25 protein-coding genes and 2 pseudogenes are annotated in these 23,483 nt (G+C 36.1%); 8 read left to right on the top strand and 19 right to left on the bottom strand.

The features are described from left to right. Positions 1–379: 379 nt before the first annotated feature. Positions 380–1,432 (bottom strand): AI-2E family transporter, encoded by a 1,053-nt coding sequence (locus AC1DCY_RS17580; protein ID WP_477352226.1) that lies wholly within the window; start codon positions 1,430–1,432, stop codon positions 380–382. Between the two features lie 432 nt (positions 1,433–1,864). Between AC1DCY_RS17580 and AC1DCY_RS17585 the strand changes: the two genes are divergently transcribed. Beyond that, complete coding sequence (locus AC1DCY_RS17585; protein WP_477352228.1) at positions 1,865–2,254, top strand: RidA family protein; 390 nt, start codon at positions 1,865–1,867, stop codon at positions 2,252–2,254. A gap of 191 nt (positions 2,255–2,445) precedes the next feature. On the opposite strand, the gene AC1DCY_RS17590 is transcribed toward AC1DCY_RS17585, so the two are convergent. Continuing rightward, positions 2,446–3,846 (bottom strand): amino acid permease, encoded by a 1,401-nt coding sequence (locus AC1DCY_RS17590; protein ID WP_477352230.1) that lies wholly within the window; start codon positions 3,844–3,846, stop codon positions 2,446–2,448. A 436-nt stretch (positions 3,847–4,282) separates the two neighbouring features. On the opposite strand from AC1DCY_RS17590, the gene AC1DCY_RS17595 reads away from it, so the two are divergent. Continuing rightward, complete coding sequence (locus AC1DCY_RS17595) at positions 4,283–5,239, top strand: MerR family transcriptional regulator (RefSeq protein ID WP_477352232.1); 957 nt, start codon at positions 4,283–4,285, stop codon at positions 5,237–5,239. A 46-nt stretch (positions 5,240–5,285) separates the two neighbouring features. Here the strand turns inward: AC1DCY_RS17595 and AC1DCY_RS17600 are convergent, their stop codons facing one another. After that, positions 5,286–6,389 carry an alpha/beta hydrolase family protein gene (locus AC1DCY_RS17600; RefSeq protein ID WP_477352234.1) on the bottom strand — a complete coding sequence of 368 codons (1,104 nt, stop codon included), beginning with the start codon at positions 6,387–6,389 and terminating at the stop codon, positions 5,286–5,288. Positions 6,390–6,427: 38 nt separating this feature from the next. Beyond that, complete coding sequence (locus AC1DCY_RS17605) at positions 6,428–6,715, bottom strand: hypothetical protein (RefSeq protein WP_477352236.1); 288 nt, start codon at positions 6,713–6,715, stop codon at positions 6,428–6,430. 264 nt (positions 6,716–6,979) lie between these two features. Between AC1DCY_RS17605 and AC1DCY_RS17610 the strand changes: the two genes are divergently transcribed. Together AC1DCY_RS17610 and AC1DCY_RS17615 are read left to right on the top strand one after the other, a co-directional pair. Beyond that, positions 6,980–7,732, top strand: coding sequence for an IclR family transcriptional regulator (locus AC1DCY_RS17610; RefSeq protein WP_477352238.1), 753 nt, complete (start codon positions 6,980–6,982; stop codon positions 7,730–7,732). Positions 7,733–7,864: 132 nt separating this feature from the next. Beyond that, entirely contained in the window at positions 7,865–8,800 is a 936-nt protein-coding gene (locus AC1DCY_RS17615) for an aldo/keto reductase (protein WP_477352240.1), read from the top strand. A gap of 45 nt (positions 8,801–8,845) precedes the next feature. Here the strand turns inward: AC1DCY_RS17615 and AC1DCY_RS17620 are convergent, their stop codons facing one another. From AC1DCY_RS17620 to AC1DCY_RS17665, 10 genes and pseudogenes are all read right to left on the bottom strand, one after another. Beyond that, a complete protein-coding gene (locus AC1DCY_RS17620; RefSeq protein ID WP_477352241.1) occupies positions 8,846–9,454 on the bottom strand; it encodes a flavin reductase family protein in 609 nt (202 codons plus the stop codon). A gap of 14 nt (positions 9,455–9,468) precedes the next feature. After that, the gene (locus AC1DCY_RS17625) at positions 9,469–10,407 is read right to left on the bottom strand and encodes a ring-cleaving dioxygenase (RefSeq protein WP_477352243.1); all 939 of its coding nucleotides are present in this window, start codon (positions 10,405–10,407) and stop codon (positions 9,469–9,471) included. 241 nt (positions 10,408–10,648) lie between these two features. Beyond that, on the bottom strand, positions 10,649–11,242 hold the full coding sequence (locus tag AC1DCY_RS17630) for an NADPH-dependent FMN reductase (protein WP_477352245.1): 594 nt from the start codon (positions 11,240–11,242) through the stop codon (positions 10,649–10,651). Positions 11,243–11,455: 213 nt separating this feature from the next. After that, positions 11,456–11,641 (bottom strand): hypothetical protein, encoded by a 186-nt coding sequence (locus AC1DCY_RS17635; protein WP_477352247.1) that lies wholly within the window; start codon positions 11,639–11,641, stop codon positions 11,456–11,458. 130 nt (positions 11,642–11,771) lie between these two features. Next, positions 11,772–12,116, bottom strand: a complete 345-nt coding sequence (locus AC1DCY_RS17640; protein ID WP_477352249.1) for a YunG family protein — start codon at positions 12,114–12,116, stop codon at positions 11,772–11,774. A 27-nt stretch (positions 12,117–12,143) separates the two neighbouring features. Next, the gene (locus AC1DCY_RS17645) at positions 12,144–12,311 is read right to left on the bottom strand and encodes a hypothetical protein (protein WP_477352251.1); all 168 of its coding nucleotides are present in this window, start codon (positions 12,309–12,311) and stop codon (positions 12,144–12,146) included. Between the two features lie 30 nt (positions 12,312–12,341). Then, positions 12,342–12,449 (bottom strand): annotated as a pseudogene (locus tag AC1DCY_RS17650) (GNAT family N-acetyltransferase); the annotation flags it as partial. Next, positions 12,431–12,790 (bottom strand): hypothetical protein, encoded by a 360-nt coding sequence (locus tag AC1DCY_RS17655; RefSeq protein WP_477352253.1) that lies wholly within the window; start codon positions 12,788–12,790, stop codon positions 12,431–12,433. The pseudogene AC1DCY_RS17650 and the gene AC1DCY_RS17655, both read right to left, overlap by 19 nt. Before the next feature lie 122 nt (positions 12,791–12,912). Continuing rightward, on the bottom strand, positions 12,913–13,281 hold the full coding sequence (locus AC1DCY_RS17660) for a nuclear transport factor 2 family protein (protein WP_477352255.1): 369 nt from the start codon (positions 13,279–13,281) through the stop codon (positions 12,913–12,915). A 50-nt stretch (positions 13,282–13,331) separates the two neighbouring features. Beyond that, positions 13,332–13,454: pseudogene (locus AC1DCY_RS17665) on the bottom strand (methyltransferase); the annotation flags it as partial. 160 nt (positions 13,455–13,614) lie between these two features. On the opposite strand from AC1DCY_RS17665, the gene AC1DCY_RS17670 reads away from it, so the two are divergent. Beyond that, entirely contained in the window at positions 13,615–15,081 is a 1,467-nt protein-coding gene (locus AC1DCY_RS17670) for a serine hydrolase domain-containing protein (protein WP_477352257.1), read from the top strand. A 64-nt stretch (positions 15,082–15,145) separates the two neighbouring features. On the opposite strand, the gene AC1DCY_RS17675 is transcribed toward AC1DCY_RS17670, so the two are convergent. The 3 genes from AC1DCY_RS17675 to AC1DCY_RS17685 form a co-directional block, all read right to left on the bottom strand. Beyond that, a complete protein-coding gene (locus AC1DCY_RS17675) occupies positions 15,146–15,712 on the bottom strand; it encodes a cupin domain-containing protein (RefSeq protein WP_477352259.1) in 567 nt (188 codons plus the stop codon). A gap of 100 nt (positions 15,713–15,812) precedes the next feature. After that, on the bottom strand, positions 15,813–16,034 hold the full coding sequence (locus AC1DCY_RS17680; protein ID WP_477352261.1) for a helix-turn-helix domain-containing protein: 222 nt from the start codon (positions 16,032–16,034) through the stop codon (positions 15,813–15,815). Positions 16,035–16,046: 12 nt separating this feature from the next. After that, positions 16,047–16,685, bottom strand: coding sequence for a DUF2975 domain-containing protein (locus tag AC1DCY_RS17685; RefSeq protein WP_477352262.1), 639 nt, complete (start codon positions 16,683–16,685; stop codon positions 16,047–16,049). A gap of 336 nt (positions 16,686–17,021) precedes the next feature. Between AC1DCY_RS17685 and AC1DCY_RS17690 the strand changes: the two genes are divergently transcribed. Continuing rightward, entirely contained in the window at positions 17,022–17,861 is an 840-nt protein-coding gene (locus tag AC1DCY_RS17690; RefSeq protein WP_477352264.1) for a YitT family protein, read from the top strand. A gap of 164 nt (positions 17,862–18,025) precedes the next feature. On the opposite strand, the gene AC1DCY_RS17695 is transcribed toward AC1DCY_RS17690, so the two are convergent. Then, positions 18,026–18,934: a D-alanine--D-alanine ligase gene (locus AC1DCY_RS17695; RefSeq protein ID WP_477352266.1), complete on the bottom strand. Its 909-nt coding sequence runs from the start codon at positions 18,932–18,934 to the stop codon at positions 18,026–18,028. A gap of 4 nt (positions 18,935–18,938) precedes the next feature. Beyond that, positions 18,939–20,387: a MocR-like pyridoxine biosynthesis transcription factor PdxR gene (gene pdxR, locus AC1DCY_RS17700; protein WP_477352268.1), complete on the bottom strand. Its 1,449-nt coding sequence runs from the start codon at positions 20,385–20,387 to the stop codon at positions 18,939–18,941. A 674-nt stretch (positions 20,388–21,061) separates the two neighbouring features. Here pdxR and AC1DCY_RS17705 point away from each other — a divergent pair. Then, the gene (locus AC1DCY_RS17705; protein ID WP_477352270.1) at positions 21,062–21,838 is read left to right on the top strand and encodes an ABC transporter ATP-binding protein; all 777 of its coding nucleotides are present in this window, start codon (positions 21,062–21,064) and stop codon (positions 21,836–21,838) included. A gap of 2 nt (positions 21,839–21,840) precedes the next feature. Next, positions 21,841–23,475, top strand: a complete 1,635-nt coding sequence (locus AC1DCY_RS17710; RefSeq protein WP_477352272.1) for a hypothetical protein — start codon at positions 21,841–21,843, stop codon at positions 23,473–23,475. Positions 23,476–23,483 lie beyond the last annotated feature (8 nt).

A 23,483-nucleotide genomic window follows, 5' to 3' on the forward strand; every position in this document is an offset into this window, starting at 1 on the left:
TTTACACGTTCTGATATGGTAAGATGGGTATAGCTCATAACGATTCCTCCGTTTGAATGTTGGTGTGGTAACTACATTCTACACGAGGTCGTTATGGGCTTCCTTTATATTGATTTCTGAGTGTTGCACTTAATATTACAATCCGTCATAAGAAATACTTCAAGGCAAATATTGAAATTCACCCCATGCAAAGTATTGCCATATCAAAATTAGGCTTTGCATGGGCTGCTTTCGTATCTAGCAACTTAATAAAATTACTCACTTCTCTCCCCCCTAACTTGTCAACACATTCATAGTTCATCTTAGCATATGTAAATATTTCCTATAAACAAAAACAAAAAGGAATCATACACACTTGATTCCTTTTTGAACGAAAACTTTATTCAATTTTTTTATCCTCTTGTATTTCCATCGCCTGCTCCAGTTCATCCTCTGAGGACGTAACTCCTAGAATATCCAGAAGGAACATGAATAATGGAATACCAATAATTAATCCCCATACACCAAGAAAATGCTCTGAGAAGAGAATGACGATGAATGTATAGAAAATTGGAAGATTCGTCTTGGCAGACATCAGCTTTGGATTTAAGAAGTATGCCTCCAATGCATGTAGTACCATAACAATCATCAAAATATAGACAATGTACATAGGACCACCGATACTGTATGCGATTATAGTTAGAGGAATCAAGGACATGATGACCCCTGCAACTGGCACTAATCCCAGTATGAAGAGCATAATCCCCAACGCAATTAAATGCGGGAAGCCCATAATGTATAATGCAATAACTGATAAAACACAGTTGACAGCGGCAATAATGAACTGTGCCTCAATAACTTTACCGAAAGAACGAATGAATATCTTTGAAAAATAATGTAGCTCATCGTAGAGATGGCTCATTTTACTATCTTTAAATTTTGCTGTAAATTCTATAATACGTTTCTTCTCAAGTAAAATAAACAAGCTCAAAATTAGTGAGATGAATATATGCAAAATGATTTTACCTATATTCGTAAGATTTTTTAGCGTGATGTCTACACCCTGCTCTAAATATTTACCCAGTTCAATCTTCTCAAAGGTTGGAGCTAAATACCTCGCAATCTCGTTATCATTTGGATTGAGACTAAAGCTAGCAATAAGATCAAAGAGCTGTGTAATTTGTTGGGTCACGATAGGCAAATAATTATAAATAATTGCAACAATACCTGCAACAAGTAAAAGATAGAGGGTAACCGTCACAGTCTTCTCGCCCACCCGTACGTACTTTCTAATCTCTTTTGTTGTTTTCGTGGTAAGTTGATTCATCAAGTAAGTCATAATGAACGTGAGAAGAATAAGGTTGATCATACTTCGCATCATATATAGTGCAATAGCGATCCCAGCTAGGATTAAAAAACGTTTAAATCCATTGCTTCGAAAGAAATTACTCATGTATTCACTCCTTCTACAAAACGGCTTCGCTGCCTTTACTGCTTGGGTTTCGCTATCAAATGAACAAAAACAATTAATAAATTGATGTAAAACATTACGTATCATTCTTATGTAAACGCCCCCTTCATTGGATTATTATTCCCATGAATACCTAGAATAAGACTTAAATGCTTGCGCTTTATAAGTCTCCGAAGAAATTAATGAATCCAAGGAGCAAAAAGAATATTATGCCTTATCAAATTAATAACAATATTTTTGAAAGCCGTATCAGCGTTAAAAGCCTTAATTCTATTAGTCTATTATAACCCTTTGAACACCATGATAGCCAATGTAAGTTCTTTTAGGATAGTACTAAAATTAGATTTTTTATCTTTAGTCTTAGTATGATATTCTTATAAAAATTTTAAACTATTGATAGAAAGGATTGATTATGTGAAAGTTGCAAGAAACCCGAAGGACATTCATCAACCAGTTGCTCCTTATGTACATCAAATTGAAGTGACAGGACCACAAAGATGGTTAACACTATCTGGACAAATAGGAATGGAAGAAGACGGGACTGTACCTGAAGAGCCATTAGCTCAAATGAAGTTGGCATTAGAAAACATCAGGAAGAATCTTGAAAGTGCGAATATGGAAATTCAAGATTTAACGAAGATAATCCTTTATTTGGTTGGGGAAATTAATGTAGATCAAAGAAAGCAAATAATAAACGACTTTCTTGGTGATCACCTTCCGTGTATGACATTGATGTATGTAGTTGCGCTTGCAGCTCCTTCCCTAAAGGTTGAGATTGATGCCTGGGCCTGTAAGGAAATGTAAACTTATTATATGTTGAAATTAACAAGGGTGTGCGTCTAGATTTGTTTTAAATGTTGTTATAAAAACGCGGCCCGAGGCATAATTGCGTCCGGATTTTAAGAATTTCATATTAGAAAAGTGCGAGAAATCAATTTTAGAAACGTTGATTTCTCGCACTTTTTAAAGAGTTTTTCCCAGCCTCTTCATCTTATTTATAGATCTTCATTTTTAGAGCCTATTTTAGCATGCTTGTATCCATAGCCTATATAAATAACTAAACCTAACGCTAACCAAATCAAAAAGCGCACTATAGTAAATAACGGTAGACTAAAAATTAATACAATACATCCTCCAACACCTACAGTTGCTACAAGCCATAGCGCAGGTACTTTAAATACACGTGGTTGATCTGGTCGTGTATAGCGAAGAACAACCACACTAACTGTTGTTAAAGCAAAAGCAGTTAAACCGCCGATGTTAGCAAATTCCGCTAATTCTCCGATCGATAAAAATCCTGATAAGAGAATACCTGTTACAACTACAATTAAAGTTGATAATACAGGTACTCCTGTTTTTTTATTAGTTTGTGCAATACGTTCTGGTAGAAGCCCATCTCGGCTCATGGCAAACAGCACGCGTGTCGCACTTGTTGTATTTGCAATCATCGTAGCAAGCAATCCAAAAATAACTGATACTGCAATGATAGCACCGCCCCATTGAATCCCAACAGATTGTAGTGCATATACAGTAGGATTTGGAACATCCAACTCAGGGGATGGTACAATACCTGTTAATACTAGTGCAACAATTGCATAAATAAGCGTTAGTATACTTAGACCACCAATTAAAGCTTTTGGTATTGTTTTTTGTGGATTTTTTACTTCCTCAAGAACTGTTGTTACACCATCAAATCCGGTAAAGGCAAAGAACACTAGTGCCGCTCCCGCCATTACACCTGACCAACCAAACGGTGTAAACGGTGTCCAGTTTATAGGGTTAACGTGAAAAGCCCCAATAGCAAGGAATAAAATAATCGCGCCAACCTTTGCAGCTGTAAATAACATATTTGATCGACCCACATTTTTAATTCCACTCATTGAAATCCAAGCTACAATAAGCCAACCAGCCACAGCAGGTAGATTCACAATCCCACCATGAGCAATATCCTTTGTTAAAACTTCTGGCAAGTGAATTCCAACAGATTGTAAAAACGAATTGACGTATCCACTCCAGCCAACTGCGACTGTACTAGAAATAACGATAAATTCCAATAATAAATCCCAACCGATTATCCAAGCAATCATTTCACCTAACGCAATATAAGAATAGGTGTAAGCACTCCCGGCAACAGGGGCCATCGCTGCGAATTCGACATAGGCTAATCCAACTGCTATCGTTACAAGACCCCCTATTAAGAATGAAACAACAACACCAGGACCCGCATGTAAAGCAGCTGTAGTTCCTGGCAGTACAAAAATGCCAGCTCCTATTGTAGCCCCTAGTACATACAGCAATAATTGCAACGACCCTAGTTCACGCTTAAGTTTAAAACGTTCGACTTCAGTTATTTTATTGGCTTGTTCGATTGACTTCTTTCGTAAAAAATTCGCCATAATAACCACTCCACTTTCAAAAAAGAAAATAAATTTCATTTTTATGTATTTTTATCAATAAACAGTATATTATCCGCATTTTCGAATTGAGTCAACAATTAGATTATTATAACAATTTATCTTTTTACTAGAAAACAAGTTAATAGTTCACTTATGTTACGTTGCTGAATGAAGAAGCTAAACTTCACAGTTGTGCAAGTCCAATTCCTCAATTAGTGCCATAATCAGCATTACTTGCCTGATAAGTCCTTTCTCTCGATCTCTCCTAATGCAATAGTTGTTATTGATTCCTGCAATTTATGTCATTCAACCTTCTAAGGATTAATCTATTTCCCGTTTATCGTAAAATAAGAGAACTAAATTCTTTACTAGCATAATGACTTTTGTTTATTTATCATTGTTAGATATAAGTGATCCAATCAGGAGGTGTAATCATTTGGAAGAAAAAAAATATTCAATAGGTGAAACAGCTAAAATGATAGGATCCACGATAAAGACAGTCCGTTACTATGACGAAATTGGATTGCTGAAACCTACAAGTTATACTGAGGGTGGACATCGATTGTACACAGTTGAAGATATATGGCGCCTTGAAATGATTACAAACCTGCGTTATCTGGATTTCGGAATTGATGAAATAAGCAAAATGATATCTGAAGAAATATCAGTTGATAAAACACTTGATTGGCAGATCGAATCGATGGAAACACAGGTTACTACGCTTATGGAAATGATATCGATTCTTCGTCAAGCAAAGGAACATGACGGGGATTCATTGCAGTATATTCATAACTTAGTAAACGCACGAACAATAAATGCCGAACATAAAAAACAATTTATCGGTAAAAAATTGAAGGAATCCCAATTATTAATTGGCATTCCTAAAGAGTGGAAAAATTCGTTTTTTTATTATTTTGATAAATATATTATTAATCAAGTGAAAGGCTCCGCCAAACAAACAGCTACTTGGCATGAATTACAGGAGCTCATAAATGATCCTCAGTTTATAAAAGACTTGAAAAACACTGAATTTCTGTACTTTAATATTGTTGATCAGTCAAAATATAATGCTACAACATTGGTCAGAAAGCTTGAGAACATCCATGATCGATTGAATAAGGCGCTGAAGCAAAAATTGCCTGCCAACAGTCCGATTGTACAGACCATTATCGACGACACTGCTAGGCTGTATGCGAACTCACAGCAATTGGACAATAAAGAAGATCACTTCCGCTACTTTACAGAATATATTCAATTAACCAAAACCAAACGACTCGAACGATGCGAAACGTTATGTGCTATTCTAAGCCCACAATACTACCAACTCTCAAAAGCCAATCAATTACTATTTCAAGGAATAGAATGGCGGCTTGAACATATGGAAGAATCATAAAACGAATAATCGAGGGCTAAACACCCTCAACTATTCGTTTTGGTAGTCAACCTTTCAGTAACGTAAACTCTGGATGATCGCCTATATTTTGCTCCAATAGTTTGAATGGCTGTTGCTTCAAATAATGATCGAAGAAATCCAATGAATAATCGTTAATTAATCGGTATGCCTTTTGGATATCGACCCCTTCCATCCGTTCATAAAGCGGTGAAAACAGGTATAAATCGGAGAAGCCCATATGCTTCATATCTTTAATTTTCATCCAATAGTTTCCCCCCACAGTTACATACTCGTACCGTGGCAAAGTTTCCTTTACAAACTCGATGAGCTCCTTACCATCCGTTTCCTTCGCCTCTCTGATTGTGTCATCGGCACTCATCATCATAAACGGCTTCTTCAGCCCATCCACAGGAACTCGGAGTTTTCCATATAAAACACCGTCCATATTAAGAGCTGCTTTTATTCTTGAATCTGTCATTAGCATTTGGGTGCTTGTTGCTCCACCAAAGGAATGACCAAACATACCTACATTCTCCATATCCATTCGACCTGTAAAACGGTTTTCAGGATCATTCTGGGCCAGCTGCTCCACTTGATCCAGCACAAATTTAGCATCTTCTACCCAACCTTCATTTGCTTTATCTAAATATGCAATTGATTCAGTTTTTTGCGGCACGTAATTTGCTACACGACCATCAGAAAAGACTGAAGTCGTGCTACTGTAAGTATGATCCATGCCTACCACGATATAGCCTTGACTGACTAATTGCTCAATTTGAAAAGTGTTCTGATTTTTATGTCCACTAAAACCATGAGAGAACAGGAGCACCGGATAGGTTGTTTCCTGATTAGAAATCTCAGCGTTCTCAATAGCATGTGTTTTGACATGACCAAAATTTGTAAATAAAAACTTCGGTAAATTCAGGATTTTACTATACCCCTCTGCAAAAACATCAGAATCGGAAATATAAGGAGCTGTATTACCTTTAGCAGTCGTATCAGCAGGATACCAGATTTGTACCATTAATTCGCGTTTGTCATCAGGCTCCGGTGTAAGAGTCTCTTCCCTTTGAGTATCCACCCAATCGTAGGTGACTGTTCCAATTTTGTACGGACCCACTGGCTTTTCAAAAGTAAATACCGGAAGCACGATAGGCAGACTAACTGCTACAGCAGAATAAAGTACAGCTAATGATTAAGAACAACGCGTGACCGGCACATATTTGATTGTTGTTCTTTTTGATCTTTTGGGTTAAAAAAGTGCCTTATCACAACAACAACGATAAAAAATAATGTCATTAAATAGGTCGGAATCATTTGCCAACGCATACCTTCTATGATCCCATGGACAAGCAGAAATAGAATAGACATACCACCACCTATCAGCACCCCTTGCCGTGACTTGTTTCTACCAAAGACTAACCAACCTAGCAAAACAATATTAAAGATGATATAAAACAATTCAATAGACCTCATAATGAAAAACCTCCTTGTTTTTTTGATCTTGCTGATTCAAATCAAAGTGTATTACCTCCAGTAAGAGGAGAATCAACACTTCATACAAAAAAACACTGACATTTTTTATAATTGTCCACTACTTTACAAATTTGAGATCGTTTATATTTGAAGATTGAGAAGTTATAAAAGATTACCGTTATAATAGTAAGAATGGTTTCTATGAGTATTTCATGGCTTTGTATAGGCTATAATAAGTTATTTGAGAAGTTAGGAGAGGGCAACATGGATTCCTATGAAGTATCAACATTAAAAAAGGGTCTTTTGATTTTAGATGTATTACGTCAAAAGCATTCTCTTACATTAACTGAAATTATGGAAGAACTATCAATGAATAAGACATCTGTTTTTCGCATGCTTTATACGCTAGAAAAAATGAATTATGTAATTAAATATAATAAGTATTATCAATTAAATCCGCATATCTTTAGGGATGAGCACTTATATTGGCACAAAGATATCCAATGGACGTCTCTCGTGGCGCCATATCAATTAGCTCGCCAAGAAGAAATAACTACTTACATTGGTATTTTGGAAGATTGTGAGATGGTGATAAAAAATGTGATTAGGGAGCCTTTTGAACATCCTGCTTATCAAGCAATCGATACTCGGACACCTATGCATTCAAGCGCACTCGGAAAAGTAGTATTAGCTCATCTGTCAGCTAAAAAACAACGTGAACTATTAAATAGTATTGAACTAAATACATTTACAACAAAGACCTTCTATGATTATGGTCTATTGATCCCTCATTTACAGGTCATTAAAGCACAAGGATATGCTGTTGATAATGAAGAAACGAATGTAGATAGAATTTGTATTGCAGTTCCGATTTATGTGAATGAAGAAGTCACCGGCGCAATTGCTTTGCACGGTTCGACGAATCAAATTAAGAAAACGGCCATACGGTCATTTGTCAAAAGGTTAGAAGAGGCAAGCAAGCAATTGACGGAAGAAATCAATTACCTGTTAGCATAAAAGAAAATTTCAACCGATCTTCTATTTGCAATTAAAACGCTTTTGTTTCTATATATGAAACTATAACTTTGTATGTTGGTAAAATATTTTTTTTACTCTATTCTGATTACAGAAAACAGAGGAGGTAGAAATATGAAATTTCATACATTAAAAAAAACAAATATTAAGATTTCCGAAATTGGTCTTGGGACGAATGCTGTAGGTGGCCATAACTTATATGAAAACTTAAATGAACAAAATGGGAAAGAGCTAGTCTCCGCTGCTCTTGACTTAGGGATAACTTTTTTCGATACAGCTGACATATATGGAAAAGGGCGTTCAGAAGAACTTGTTGGCGAAGTATTAAAAAATTACTCCAGGGAAGATTTCGTTTTAGCGACAAAGGGAGGTAGACATTGGTTTGAGGATGGTTCAGTAAAAACAAATAATCATCCGCAATATTTACGAAGTGCACTTGAAAATAGCTTAAATCGTCTACAGATGGATCATGTAGACCTTTACTATTTACACTTCCCAGACAACGAGACCCCTCTTGCAGAGGCGATTGGTGAATTATCACGCGTAAAAGAAGAAGGAAAAATCCGAGCAATAGGCATTTCAAATGTTACATTAGATCAACTTATAGAAGCTAATGTGCACAATGATATTTCAGTGTTACAATCTCCGTACAATATGTTAAACCGTTCAGCAGAGCAAGATTTATTGCCTTATTGTGTAAAAAATGATATTTCATTTATTCCATACGGTCCACTTGCATATGGCCTACTTGGTGGCAAGTATACAAAAGACTTTAAGTTAAGCACTGGAGACTGGCGAATTTCGGATCCTTTATTCCAAGGTGAATTATTTGAACAAACATTATTAAAAGTAGATGGATTAAAAGGAATTGCAGAGGCAAAACAAACGACATTACCAAATCTAGCGCTTGCTTGGTTATTAGCTCAAGATGGCATTGATGCAGTTATCCCAGGCGGAAAACATAAAAACCAAGTGGCTACCAATGTGAAAGCAACCGATATCCGATTAACTAAAGAAGATTTAGTGAATATAGAAAGAATTTTAGAATAAAATAAAAATGCGAAAATGCTGTCATATCAACATTTTCGCATTTTTTTATTGAGGACGTTCTAGCGCAAATATATCTCCAATTTTTGCGTAATTTGAGCCAGCTAGTCTGCTAACCGCTTTTAATTTCCTTGGGGCAATACGACCTTCATTATAAATGGTCTCATCTATATGAAATTGTACAACCTGACCAATGAACAAATCACCCGTCTGTTCGTCGCCATTCATCAAAGGAATCGTCTGTACTAAACGACATTCCATGCGAACCTTTGCCTCTTGAATACCTGGTACAGATATACACTGGCTATCGGTTAATGTAAATTGAGCTCTATCAATTTCACTTTCAGTTACAGGTAATGAAGCTGCCGTTTCATTCACCTGCTTAACGTTATCCTCATCTACAATATGCACAACAAATTGTTGCTGATGTTGAATATGTCGAGCGGTATCTTTTATGCGCCCCTGCGGTCTTTGAATTGCTAGAGAAATCATCGGTGGATTTGATGACACAACATTAAAGAAACTAAAAGGTGCACCATTGATGACTCCTTGCTCTGACTTTGTCGTAACAAAGGCAATTGGTCTCGGAATAATACTACCAATTAATAATTTATAGTTTTCACGCTCAGTATTTTTCGTAGGATCAATCGAAATCAAACGGCTCATCCTCCTTAATCAAGCGCACGCACTTCGATCGGTATTAATGTTCTTTCTAGTTGTTCACGATGCTGTTCGTATTGAGCTGGTAACATTAATTGGCTACCCATTGTCTCAGGTGTTTCATCATGAGCGAATCCAGGTGGATCTGTCGCAATTTCAAATAAAATCTCACCAGGTTCACGGAAATAAATCGCATTAAAATAATTACGATCTTTCACTTCGGTTACATGTTGTCCATGATTCATTACATACTCTTGCCATTCTAGGTGATCCGCATTATCCTGGGCTCTCCAAGCTATATGATGAACTGTTCCTACTCCCATTTGACCGCGCATACCAGGAACCACTTTTAAATCTACTGTATTGCCTATATGTGCGCTGGATTTGTAACGAGTATACTCACCTTCCGTTGCTACTTTCTCAAGCCCCATGACTTCAGTTAAGACTTTTGCTGTTTCTTCAGGATGACTTGAATAAAGTGTTGCACCGCCAAATCCTTTAATCGCAACCTCAGGAGTTACTTCACCAAATGTCCATTCATTCAATTCGCCTTCCGCACGTGCCACTAATTCAATATGAAGTCCGTGTGGATCATCAAATTGTATTACTTGCTCTCCAAAGCGGTCAGCTTTTTGGAATGGAATAGCGAATTTCGCAAGACGATTAATCCAAAAAGGTAGTGCTCCCTCTGGTACAACATAAGTAGTTACACCAACTTGACCATCACCAATGCGACCTTGATAAGCATCTGCCCATGGGAAGAATGTAATAATTGTCCCCGGTTTACCACCTTTGTTACCGAAGTAAAGATGATATGTGCCCGGGTCATCGAAATTTACCGTTTGTTTAACTAAACGTAAGCCTAATACACCAGCATAAAAATCAATATTTTCTTGTGGATGCCCTACAATGGCTGTGATATGGTGAATACCCGCAGTATGTTTTTTCATATTAACAGTCCCTTTCATGATAAATGTATTTCTCACCTATACTTTATCCAATAACGTTCTACCTCAATCTATCAATTATGCCTCGGCATAATTGCGTACGGAATCGGCTTTTTGCTTTGGCCTGCGTGAGGGCCGACACGATGTCGGTCATTTCGGTAATGCCGCAGGACGTGACGTTCTTAGACTGAGTTCCTCTATTTCAGTGGGTGTTTGGACACCCGCTGAAATAAGTTAAACATGATTAACGAATTGTATATAAAGCTTTTGACCAAGGAATTAATTGATCTAACATTTGGTTAACAGAATCTGTTTGCACTTCTTTTGGTTTGAAATCAGTACCATTTTCAAAGTCTGTGAATAGTGACAATGCTGGATGTACACGGACATCTGCAATTAAAAGCTCACCCATAATACCACGTAAATGTTCAGCTGCACGTGCACCACCTACAGAACCATACGATACAATACCTGCAGCTTTGTTATTCCATTCTACACGTAAATAATCTAGTGCATTTTTTAGAGCACCTGTAATAGAGTGATTGTACTCTTGTACGATAAATACAAATCCATCTTGTTTTGCAACAATTTCTGACCAACCTTGAGCACCTGAAGCATCTTGCCCTGGTTCACCAAGTAAAGGTAATTTGTAATCTGCGATATCAATAATTGTATAATTAGCATCGCCTCGTTTATCTGCGATTTCTTTTACCCATTGTGCTACTTGTGGACTTACACGACCTTCACGTGTTGATCCAATAATAATCCCGATATTTAATTCTGCCATTGTTTTTTCCTCCTCTTTTTTTGAAGCAAATAATTTATTTAAAAAACCCATATGATTACCTCCTTATGATGAAAAGTAAAACTTTTCTACATGGATTAAAAGGTTCGAATTCATTTATCTTGAATTTAGTTATCTTGAATTCGAGATAATAATAACATGATGGTTTAATTTACGTCAACAAGTTTGTTTAATGTTTTAAAAAAAGCAGAGATGTTACAGGGTTACAACATCTCTGCATAGCTTTTTAATTAATATGGCTCATCACTATAACGGGTGGTTGATTTCCGTTCCGACTGGGCGCTTTGTTGTTGCTGTCGCTACGCTTTCGCACAGATAAAACAATTGCTGCCGCTTCGCTTTCGCACAGAGCAAAGCTTCCTGGGGGCGTCCGATGAGCGGCTTCACTCGCGTTGCTCGCTCCAGGGTCTCATCTGTGACGCTAATCCCCAAGGAGTCGCCCAGTCTCCACTCCAATCAACTTATTTTACATCATATATACCATCCCCAACTTTCGGTAAGTAGCTTTTAAATTTAAAAATAAACAAATGTAGATTTTCAACCGGAATAACACTTTCACTCCCTAGCTTTTTCTTAAATTCTCATACACTTGTAATTTTAGATAGCTATATTGGATATCATTCGTATCTTGAAAACCCTCTTCTCTGTTTGAACGAACATCCTGATATTCGAGGTTGTACGGAAATTGTTCTTGTGTAAAATCCTTCCTGTCCCCATCGAGAATATTATAAAAATGCCAGCCTTCATCAAGCCACGTTTTATAAATTTTGCCTCCAAGAATATCATTTACAACTAATGCTGTGACTCCGCATTGTCCTTTTGCAGGATTATCTATACTCCACTTTGAGCTAGATTGAATTGACCAGGATTTTTTTAAAGCTCTTAACAGATCATTTTCCGTATACATTCCTCAGCGCCCTTTTTACCTTTGTCTTTAAAATGGGATGTCATCGATTTTAATAGGCGTTGTGCTACCTAAAATCCAATCATCTTTGATTGCACCATAAACAATACTATCTGTTACAGTACCATCTGCGTTTTCCCAAGCATTTCTTAAATAGCCCTCTTTTACAAAACCAGCTTTCGCAAAACATTTTCTCATACCAATATTATCAACTCTCGTATAACCCTCGATACGAATCTTACCATTTTCTCCAAACAGGTAATCTTGTAACCAAAGGAGGGTTTGTACTCCGTATCCTTTTCCTCTATAACGTGAATCTAAGCGGATATGAATAATGGAATCGTATCACTTATGTCATGAATGATAATAACCCCGACCTTTTCCTCATTATCAATTATCCAATGCGTCTCGCGATCGCTGTGATAGTATCCTTCTGCATATGCTTTTCGAATGGATTCCTCTTTTACATTTTGGTCGGTATGATACATCCACTTGTTTTGAGTTAATAATTCCACTAAATCTTCAATTTCATCTTCGAATAGTTTATAGTCCATCCACATTACCCTCCAATGCATAAAATTGGGCTCATCACCATAGCGTAGGGTTGATTTCCGTTCCGGCTGGGCGCTTTCCTGGGGGCGTCCGATGAGCCGCTTCGCTTCGCTGCAGGGTCTCATCTGTGACGCTGATCCCCGAGGAGTCGCCCAGCCTTCACTCCAATCAACTTATAAACAGGGCATACGTTTTAATAAATGTCATCCCCAAGAAAAAAGAAATTGAAAGAGAATTGATGAAGAGTTTACTTTGGAACAGAACTACAATGACCTGACACAATGATTAGATGCTCACCATTCAGTTTCCAAACACGTGAATAACACATTTCATTTTCAATTGGCTCAGTGCCGTATGTTCCTTTTAGGGCAGCCCTTGTCACTGTCACAGCTGAATTTTCTAATAGAATTATTTTTTGATCTAAAAAATTGATAGTTGTAAAACTCAGTAACCCAGAACGATATGCCTCAATATCCGCTTCCTTCGTTAAGTTTTGTCCGAAGTGATTTACAAAGATTAGGTTATCATCGATAAGTTCTTCAAGAGCTCTGACATCTCCATGTAGCATTGCTTGTCGCAAACGCTCTTCATATTTGATAATGTATTCTCTTTTCATGTTAAAACCACCCTTCAAACTATTAGTTGTATTTCTATAATAATAGCTTCTTACTTCACAACCCCCAAAATAAAGCCATAATATCCTTTGCTCCCAACTGTTTGAATGGCTGTAGCATCTATCCGTGATTCCTCAGATAATAAATCTATAAATTGACGAATACCTTGAATGTTTAAGTTCTCACTTTCGTCGACAACGACATGTTCTTTCGAATAGTTTACACAACAAATATCATATACTATAAAGAAGTTTATATTTTTGTAAATTCACTTCGTGGATTAAAGGTCATAATTATGAAGGGAAAATTTTCGAAGGAAATAGGTGAAAACAACAATGAAAAAAAAACCAATATATAAAACTATATTAGTATGTTTATTATTGATTCCTCTCTATCTATTTCAACCAGTCTCACAAATTACCGCAGATGCCGCAGAGCAAGACATTAAGAGTACTATAGATAATTATGTTGAAAAATTTTTAGAAGAGCAGCGTATTCCAGGGGCATCTATTACTATTGTTCATAAAAATGATATCTTTTATTCCAAATCGTGGGGCGTAACGGGAGAATCCGAAGAAAAGGTAACTGCTGAAACTCCATTTGTAGTCGGGTCTATTAGTAAATCACTAACGGGCTTAGCCATCATGAGATTGGTTGATGCAGGCATCATTCAATTAGATGATCCAGTTCAAAAGTATATGCCATGGTTTACCCTAAAAGACAAACAAGCCGCTTCTCAAATAACGATTAAACAGTTACTTACGCAAACAAGTGGGATAAGCACTTATTCTGGCTTAGCTATATCGGACAAGGAATCTAAAGATTTGAGTGCGATAAAGGAAAATGTAGAAAGTTTATCGAATGTGAAGCTGACTGCTGCTCCTGGAGAAAAACATCAATATAGTAATGCTAACTTTTCTATTCTTGGAGCTCTCATCGAAGAGGTTACCAAACAACCATTTTCTGAATATATGGAGGAACAAGTTTTTTCTCCATTGGGGATGAAAAATGCAGCCGCTAATAGTAGCCTGGCCTATGAAAAAGGATACTTATCTGGTTATCAATCATGGCTCGGTCACCCTGTAAAAAGCGCAGTCACCTATGATAATGGCGGGACACCATATGGATATATAACGGCAAGTGCAACAGATCTGGTGCAGTATATTAAACTTCTTAGTCACCATGAACATAACAATTTTTTAAGTAAAAATGCGTTGAACCTTTATATATCCCCATTTGTTCAAACTAGTAAATATCGATATTACGGACTTGGAGTACGAATCTCATATCCAGAATCTAAAGAAGAAATGATATGGCATTCTGGTTCAAATCCTGACGCACGCTCAGAAGTATTTTATATACCAGAAACCGATTGGGGCGGTGTGATTCTCACTAATAAAAGTCATATATTAGAGGAAAAGTCACTACTATACTTGAAACAAGGGATTATTAATATTTTAAATGGAAAAGAGCCCGTTGACGCACCTAAATATAAACCAACACTTCAAGTCATAACAATTGCTATATTATGTTTACTTTTTGTGTTGTTTATTTATCTTCTATTAAAGGTTAAAGCTAATAAAGGACGCGTGTCGGGTATATTCGGTTTTATACTTTTAGTTTTGGCCATTATCTCCATTCCATTATTAAGCTATAGTATAGAAACACCTTGGCACACTATTAGATATTTTGCTCCTGATATTGCATTTTTGACCATAATGATGGTTACTCTTTTAACATTGAATGGCTTATTATCTATATATATTTCATTTAAACGACGACAAAAAAGACAACTTCTCTAAGTGGAGTTGTCTTTTATAGTTATGCTTGTATTTATCGAGGAAAAAGCTTCCTATCTAAAATTGATTATTCATTGCCTTGACCGTAACCTGCTTCTGAGGCCATAGCGTCTGCTTTCGTAACATGTACCGTACCGAATGGATGGTTTGGAGGAGCGTATATCGAATAAAGCTTTAATGGTATACTCCCTGTATTTGTGACGTTATGCCACGTTCCAGCAGGCACTACTACAGCATAATTTTCATAAACCTTTCTTTCATAGTTTAAATTATTTTTACTCGGGCCCATTTGAGCAAGTCCCTCACCCTGTTCAATATATAAAATTTGATCAACATTTGGGTGTACTTCTAAACCGATATTATCACCAGCATTAATACTCATTAAAGTAATCTGTGAGTTCTTTCCCGTCCACAGAGCAGTACGATACGTATCATTTTGCTTAGCCGCATCTTTAAGATTGATGACAAGTGGCTGAGCTCCATAATCTTTTAATACAATATTTCCACCATTGGAAAAACGAGAAGGTTCAGCTCTGTTCGCGTACCCCGTCTGATAAGGAGGTGTCCAATAAACTAGCTGATCTCCATAGTTATACATAGGCATGTTGTTTCCGTAATAAGGAATGTAGTACATTTTCTCAATCCCCTCACACATTATAAGGTTATCCTATGCAACTTGTTCTAGAAATGTACTTATTCGTATTTCCATCCTATAGTACGGCTTAGAAATTTCTTTACTCAAAGGTATCCTCATCTTCAGCATACTCTATAATATCTCCTGGTTGACAATGCAAGACTTTACAAATTGCATTTAACGTGGAAAAACGTATTGCCTTTACTTTTCCCGTTTTTAAATTCGATAAATTGACAATCGATATATCTACTGCTTCTGCAAGCTCACTTAATTGCATTTTCCTATCAGCTAATACACGATCCAACCTTACGATAATCGTCAATTTCTTCACTTCCTATACTGTTGCATCATACTCTTCTTGTAAAAAAGAGCCATATCTAAATATCCTACCAATTGTCCAAACTATAAAACTACATAGTAGTATGCTCCAATTTATATCAAAAAATCTAAAAGAAACGGATTGAATCCATTCAATATTGTCTAATTCATTATTGTTTAAAAACATATGTACTACCGTTGAAACTAAGTATGCTTGAACCGTATTACTTAAAAAACTTAAAATTAATAAACTATATGCTACTAGCTCTATTCTTTTACTATTTCTAAGAGTAAATACATCCCCAACAATGACAGATTCAACAAATTTCCATAGTAAAATAAAAATTGACATAACAATCAACGTAAAGATCATCGAGAGTAAAATTAATATGATTGTTTCACTTTTATCATAAACAAAATTACTCATTATATCTTTATTTAAAAAAACAGTTATTCCATTAAATTCAAAAGAAATGTCAATGTTAGAATCTAAAACTAGTTTACTAATCTTCTCACCAGAGACTGTTAAAGCTACAACAAATAAACCAAAAAGCAATAAGATACATGATGATATAATAACTATAGTAGCTATTAATAATACATTTAATATTCTTAAACTCATTTTAATATTACGAATTGCTAACGATTGATTCATAACTTCTTCTAACACCCCTTATTATTTGTTCTTTAAAGATTTTCCTTCCCCAATTATTTCACACCTCGTTTTTGAAGATTACTTTTTCAATAACTTTAACTTCAAACTTTAAGTTTCGGATATAGTATATATTATAAGCTGATTTCAGCGTGATTCCACATTATGATTAATAGCAGTTTCATGAACTATTTTTTCAATTCGACTTTTTCTCTAATAAAGGACATACTAACAATTATAGAGTTATCTTAAACAAACATTCCAAAAAGTATATAAAATGTTTAGAACTTGATATAGTATGTATTTAGGAAAAAATCAATTTGTTTTGGTGGTGTATATATGAAGAAGTTCATTATGGATTTTTTAATGATTACAATCGGGGCACTGCTTTTCGCACTGGCTGTAAATTTATTTGTTATACCTAATGATTTAGGTGAAGGTGGCGTAACAGGTTTAACAATCATCGCCTATTATTTGTTTGGATGGTCGCCAAGTATTGTGAGCTTTTTATTAAACGCAGCTTTATTAGTAGTTGGGTATAGATTTTTAAGTAGACAAACGACTATTTATACGATTATTGCAGTATCCCTCCATTCACTGTTTTTACATTTAACAGAATCGTGGTCGATTTCTTCAAATGAAATTATTGTGAATGCTATTTTTGGCGGGGTGTTTGCTGGAGTTGGTATTGGCTTAATTATAAGAGTTGGTGGAACAACAGCAGGTTCAACAATCTTAGCTAGAATGACGAACAAATATTTAGGCTGGAGTATTAGTTACGGTTTGTTGTTTTTTGATTTAATAGTTGCTTTTTCATCTTACTTTATTATCGGAGCAGAAGCATTAATGCTTACTGTCATTATGCTTTATGTCGGAACAAAGGTGATGGAGTTTGTTATTGAAGGTGTAAACCCGAAAAAGGCAGTTACGATTATTTCGAAAAATCCAGAAGAGATTGCCAGTCATGTGAATGGTTTTATGAATCGAGGCGTGACGGTTCTATCTGGCCACGGCTATTACACGAAGGAGCAAAAAGAAATTCTGTATATTGTCATTAGTAAACAGGAAGTTGTAAAGCTAAAGAAAATCGTCAAAGAAATAGACAAGGATGCTTTTATTGCTATTCATGATGTACGGGATGTCTTTGGACATGGATTTATTGAATTATCTAAGGCTTAATTAAGAACTGAGAAAACACCTTTTGTTGAAACTGGGGTATCCCTTTAAAAATCAACATAGAGGTGTTTTTTCTATTGACTATTCATACTAATCCCCACGGAGTCGCCCAGCCTCTACTCCACTCTACTTTAATATGGTTCATCTTAATTTTAGTGATGAACCCTTTATCCCCTAACCTGTAAGGAAATTTCAATAATCCTATCTAAAAGTTTTGTATAAGTAATTCCTGCCGACGATGCGCTTTTTGGGAGTAGGCTGTTTTTTGTCATTCCTGGCAATGTGTTAACCTCCATGACATATGGGACTCCATCCTGGATCATCATATCAATTCTGGCATAAACACTACATTTTAATGCGCTATAGCTGGCTTTTGCGGCTTCAGCAACTCGTTCATGTATGGCAGGCGGTAGTTCTACAATCGCCTCTATCGTAGCGGCATCCTCATATTTCGCCTTATAGTCAAAGAACTGCGCTGTATGTTGAATCGAAATAGTCGGTAATAGCTCCCCGTCCAAAATGGAGCATGTTATTTCCTCACCCTTTATATATTTTTCAATAATAATTTCAGCATCCCATTTGAATACTTCTGCAACCGATGTTAGTAAGGCATCTTTATCACAAACTATTTTTACCCCTACACTGGAACCACCCGAATTAGGTTTTACTACTAACGGATAGCCCATCTTGTCTAATTCATCCAACTGAAGCTCCTCGCAATTCGAAAGATGGAGCCAATCCGGTGTTTCAATGCCTTCATAACGCAGTATTTTTTTCGAAATATTTTTATCCATACAAATACTGCTAGAAAGTATACCACTACCCGTATATGGAACGCCCATAGCCTCTAGTACACCTTGAATCGTGCCATCCTCTCCAAATTTGCCATGTAGTGCTAATAAAGCAATATCAATATCTTTCACCTTTTCAATAAGCTCTGACGTGTTATTTTCATTTAGTTTAATAGCAACCACTTCGTATTTACTGTTATCTAAATGAGCGATCATTTCTTCCCCTGTCATAATAGAGACCTGCTTTTCCGAGGAAATGCCCCCCATAATAACGCCAACTTTCATATGTTCAACTCCCCATTTCATTTTTCAAAGTATCACCAATAATCTTAATACCACGCACAATATCCTCTTCTTTTAGCCGAGAAAATCCTAATCGAAATGTGTTACTGCCCTCGCCATTGCTGTAAAAAACGTCACCAGGATAAAAAACAACTCCCCTTTGATAGCACTTCTTCAATAGTGTACGAGCATCCATTCCTTCTTCTAGCTCAATAAAGAGATGAAGTCCACCATCTCCTGTCATTCTTTTAAAAGGAATGTACTGATGGCAAGCTTGACGGGCTAATTCATATTTTTTCTTATATACGAACTTAGCCTTTTTTAAATATTTTTCAAAATAACCATCCTGTAAATATTGATAAAGCACAGCCTGATCTAATGTCGATGTATGAATTGTACGTGCTCTTTTCATACTTTCCAGACAGTGGATGAGTTCCTTATCAGCTAATATCCATCCAACACGTAAGCCCGGAAAAAGAATTTTAGAAAAGCTACTGATATAAATAACATTGTTGCCCTCGCCGATAAAAGTCATTAGCGGCGCTAAATGCGAACCTGAATAACGTAATTCCTCATTAAAGCCATCCTCCACAATCGGAATTTGATATTGTGAAAAAAGCCTAATAATTTCAGCTCTTTTTTCAGAGGATGTCACAATACCTGTCGGATTATGATAGGACGGGATTAAGTAGGCAAAATCAAATTCCTTTTCCGATAAGCTTTTCTCAACCTGTTCAATATCGATACCGTCATCCTGCATGTCGATTCCGTGGATGTCAAATCCGTGTAAGCGAAAAAGCTTTAATGCCGCATGGTGAGTAGGATTTTCGCAAATAACACGTCCAGATTTTTTCGCTAAGGAAGATAATAAAATATCCAACCCCTCGGTAAAGCCATTCGTAATCAAAATATCCTTGTTGGAAATATCTACGCCTTTCACTTCCATATAGTGAAGAAGGTATTCGATTAACGGTTTATAGCCCTTTGCATATCCGTAATTCAAAACGATATCTCCTTCAAGGGACATCCGAGTCAGAAAAGCTCTTTTAAAATTTTCAACATCAAAAAGCTTTTCTTCGGGGGCAACACTATTGAAGGAAATCATGCCTTTTTCCCATTGAATATCTTGCTTCATTAAATCTAATTCATCAGCCAACAAGGTAACGTTATTCAGCCTCTCCTTCCAATTAAATTCGACAGATGAAGCTTTCAACGTTTCGACTTTCCCTACAAAATTACCTTTTCCTTTCACTGCATAGATCATGCCCTCTTGCTCTAAATCTGCATATGCATTCAGTACCGTATTTCTACTGATCGATAATAATTTACTAAGTTCACGGGTAGATGGAAGCTTTTGATGCTCCAGCAAGTGTCCCTTCACAATCTTTTCTTTCAAATAATCTTTTAATTGAATATAAACCGGACGATCATCGATAAGCTTAAAATCATTAAACACTTCCTTGACCCCCTTGCTTTATTTTTGCATAACTGTATCCGACTCAAAAGGTCCACAGTATAGGGATTTTCCCTTCCTTGTGGTATGGTTTCCAGCTCTTAATCAGAATCACCAATATAACGGGTAGTTCTGATTAAGAGAGAAGTATAAATACTGAGTGATATGTTTGTGTTTGTGTTTGTGTTTGTTTCAGGCTATCCATTCTATTCACCTTAAAAAATCTTATATACAGAATATTTCGCAGAATTTTAGTATTCTTCGTTTATATTAAAGAAAAAAGGGGATAAAACAAATATGATTTATTATCAAAGCAATTAATCGTAATTATTTCCCAGGAATAATTGAAAGGACCTATCCTCAAAACCTCATATTCCTTACATCTTATTTTTTTGATAATTTCTTTTGGATATACGACTCTTTTTTAATTGTAAGGCATTACACTGCAGAACTGTTTTCATTTCGAAAAAGGAATATTTCAACATTTTTAAATGTTATATTATATTTATGGTTATTTTATCTAAATCAATTTCACTAAACATAAGATAAAATGACGCTTTAATCGGAGGGGGTTTTCTTCATCCTCCAACCGATTATTAGTCTTCACCGATTGGGCTTTTACGGGCGGTACCAGCTAAATATACTGCCCTGTAGGTTCAACAGAAAGGAGTTGCAACATGGAAGAAATCTTGACGATTACGAATTTGACGAAGAATTATGGTAGTAAGGAAATATTAAGAGGAATCGACTTACACGTCTCGAGAGGAGAAATAATTGGTTATATCGGTCCGAACGGCGCAGGTAAAAGTACCACTGTCAAAATCATTTTGGGGATCGAAGGCGATTACGGTGGGGAAATTAAGCTTTTCGGAGAGAATATCGGAAAAGACAGTATTGCATATAGACGGAGAATTGGCTATGTACCAGAAATAGCAGATGTTTATGATACTTTAACTGGTTACGAGTATTTAACCTTCATCGGCCAGCTTTATGGCCTTGAATTAGAAGTCGCTGCAGATAAATCAAAATCCTTAATGGAATTGTTCGGTGTTGGGGAAGCGTATCATTCAAGGATATCTTCATATTCAAAAGGGATGCGGCAAAAGCTATTAATTATCGCTAGCCTTATACATAATCCCGATTTGTTATTTTTAGATGAACCGATCAATGGATTAGATGCGAATAGTGTGATGATCTTTAAAGAGATTTTGATTCAACTTGCTGCCCAAGGAAAAACCATATTTTATTCTTCTCATATTATGGATGTTGTCGAAAAAATAAGCAGTCGCATCATCCTACTGAATGATGGAAAGATTGCTGCCGATGGGACATTTGCCCAACTACAGGCAGACAATACCGAAGGAACTCTGGAAAAGATTTTCAACCAATTGACAGGCTTCCATGATCATCAGGAAATTGGTGAGAAATTCGTTTCTATTGTGCAAGAGGTATGATTATGAAAGATTTTAAAACGCTTCAACTACTAGATAAGATTCAATTTGTTTTTGTGAAAATGGGCATCGATTACGAGATTATGAGAAAGATCCTCCATATTAAACTAACAATGGATGAGCGTAAAGTACCGACAATATTTAACCAAGCATCGAATAAAAACAAGAATGAGCAAAAAAATGGCTACATCAAATCTTTATGGATTTATGTTTTAATGGGACTTATGTTGGTTCCTTTTATGGGGTTTGGTCAAAACTATCTTTTCCAGATGAGTATTGCTTATGCAATGATTATTTTTATCATCATGACAACATTGATTTCTGATTTTTCTTCGGTACTTTTGGATGTACGGGACAGAAGTATCCTATCAACCAAGCCTATCTCTGCTAAAACGATCAATGCGGCCAAGTTTATGCATATTTTCATTTACTTGACGTATTTAACTATTGCATTCACTGCCATTCCCCTTATGGTTGGCCTATTTAATCAAGGGATTGTATTCTTTATTTTAACTGTGCTCTTACTAGTTTTAATTAATATTTTTATTGTTGTATTAACCGCTATTTTATATATTGCTATTTTAAGATTTTTTGATGGAGAAAAGCTGAAAGACATCATCAATTATGTACAAATCGGCTTATCATTAATGTTGATGATTGGCTATCAAGTTCTTATTAGATCCTTTGAATTCGTTAATTATGATATGGTGCTAGCATTTCATTGGTGGAGTATTTTTCTAATTCCTATGTGGTTTGCCGCTCCTTATGAGCTACTGCTAAACGGTAATAACTCTTTATTTACAGTGGCGTTCAGTATATTTGCTGTTGTCATGCCAATCATCTCGATATGGCTTTATCTAAAGCTGATTCCAACCTTTGAACGCAATCTGCAAAAACTATTAAACACAAGCAAATCGAAAAAAGAGAAGAACAATCGACTTAAGACCCTTTTGTTAACAATCATTTGTAGAACTAATGAAGAAAGAGCTTTCTACCGCTTCGCCTCCCTTATGATGAAACAGGAGCGAGAGTTTAAACTGAAAGTATATCCATCTTTAGGATTTTCTTTTGTCATTCCGTTTATTTTTATGTTTTCTTTTTCAAGGTACGAAGGTGTTGATTATGCCGTTAGCATGGGCTATTTAAATATTTATTTCAGCATGCTAATTATTCCGTCAGCAGTACTTATGCTCGGACATTCAGGAAAATATAAAGCGGCTTGGATCTATAAAGTCTTTCCAATTAAAGATTATATAAACTTGAAAAAAGGTAGCTTAAAAGCATTTTTGATTAAGTTGTATATTCCATTGTATATTTTTCTGAGCATCATTTTCTGCTTCATTTATGGTACGAGAATTATCCCAGATTTACTGATTGTTTTAGTAACAAGCTGCATGTACACCGTCATTTGTTACATCGGCATGGGAAGCAAGATTCCTTTCACAAAGCCCTATAATGAAGTTGGCGATGCCCAGAGCTGGAAAACTCTTATATTGCTTATCCCATTAGGTGCTCTGGCGGGTCTACATTACTTCCTATCAACTCATATTTCTTATGGGGCTATCATTTACTTAATCGTGCTTGTCATCACGAATTTCGTTCTGTGGAAGTTTGCGTTTAAGCGTACGAAAACGGCCTGAGCCTAAGC

This window comes from Lysinibacillus sp. 10T31 (assembly GCF_056394365.1).

What these genes read in the sequence shown, in the direction of transcription:
- AC1DCY_RS17580 (WP_477352226.1), bottom strand. Translation starts at nt 1,432, where the DNA reads ATGAGTAATTTCTTTCGAAGCAATGGATTTAAACGTTTTTTAATCCTA.
- AC1DCY_RS17590 (WP_477352230.1), bottom strand. Translation starts at nt 3,846, where the DNA reads ATGGCGAATTTTTTACGAAAGAAGTCAATCGAACAAGCCAATAAAATA.
- AC1DCY_RS17605 (WP_477352236.1), bottom strand. Translation starts at nt 6,715, where the DNA reads ATGAGGTCTATTGAATTGTTTTATATCATCTTTAATATTGTTTTGCTA.
- AC1DCY_RS17610 (WP_477352238.1), top strand. Translation starts at nt 6,980, where the DNA reads ATGGATTCCTATGAAGTATCAACATTAAAAAAGGGTCTTTTGATTTTA.
- AC1DCY_RS17615 (WP_477352240.1), top strand. Translation starts at nt 7,865, where the DNA reads ATGAAATTTCATACATTAAAAAAAACAAATATTAAGATTTCCGAAATT.
- AC1DCY_RS17625 (WP_477352243.1), bottom strand. Translation starts at nt 10,407, where the DNA reads ATGAAAAAACATACTGCGGGTATTCACCATATCACAGCCATTGTAGGG.
- AC1DCY_RS17630 (WP_477352245.1), bottom strand. Translation starts at nt 11,242, where the DNA reads ATGGGTTTTTTAAATAAATTATTTGCTTCAAAAAAAGAGGAGGAAAAA.
- AC1DCY_RS17640 (WP_477352249.1), bottom strand. Translation starts at nt 12,116, where the DNA reads ATGTATACGGAAAATGATCTGTTAAGAGCTTTAAAAAAATCCTGGTCA.
- AC1DCY_RS17645 (WP_477352251.1), bottom strand. Translation starts at nt 12,311, where the DNA reads ATGAGAAAATGTTTTGCGAAAGCTGGTTTTGTAAAAGAGGGCTATTTA.
- AC1DCY_RS17655 (WP_477352253.1), bottom strand. Translation starts at nt 12,790, where the DNA reads ATGAGACCCTGCAGCGAAGCGAAGCGGCTCATCGGACGCCCCCAGGAA.
- AC1DCY_RS17660 (WP_477352255.1), bottom strand. Translation starts at nt 13,281, where the DNA reads ATGAAAAGAGAATACATTATCAAATATGAAGAGCGTTTGCGACAAGCA.
- AC1DCY_RS17670 (WP_477352257.1), top strand. Translation starts at nt 13,615, where the DNA reads ATGAAAAAAAAACCAATATATAAAACTATATTAGTATGTTTATTATTG.
- AC1DCY_RS17675 (WP_477352259.1), bottom strand. Translation starts at nt 15,712, where the DNA reads ATGTACTACATTCCTTATTACGGAAACAACATGCCTATGTATAACTAT.
- AC1DCY_RS17685 (WP_477352262.1), bottom strand. Translation starts at nt 16,685, where the DNA reads ATGAATCAATCGTTAGCAATTCGTAATATTAAAATGAGTTTAAGAATA.
- AC1DCY_RS17690 (WP_477352264.1), top strand. Translation starts at nt 17,022, where the DNA reads ATGAAGAAGTTCATTATGGATTTTTTAATGATTACAATCGGGGCACTG.
- AC1DCY_RS17695 (WP_477352266.1), bottom strand. Translation starts at nt 18,934, where the DNA reads ATGAAAGTTGGCGTTATTATGGGGGGCATTTCCTCGGAAAAGCAGGTC.
- AC1DCY_RS17705 (WP_477352270.1), top strand. Translation starts at nt 21,062, where the DNA reads ATGGAAGAAATCTTGACGATTACGAATTTGACGAAGAATTATGGTAGT.
- AC1DCY_RS17710 (WP_477352272.1), top strand. Translation starts at nt 21,841, where the DNA reads ATGAAAGATTTTAAAACGCTTCAACTACTAGATAAGATTCAATTTGTT.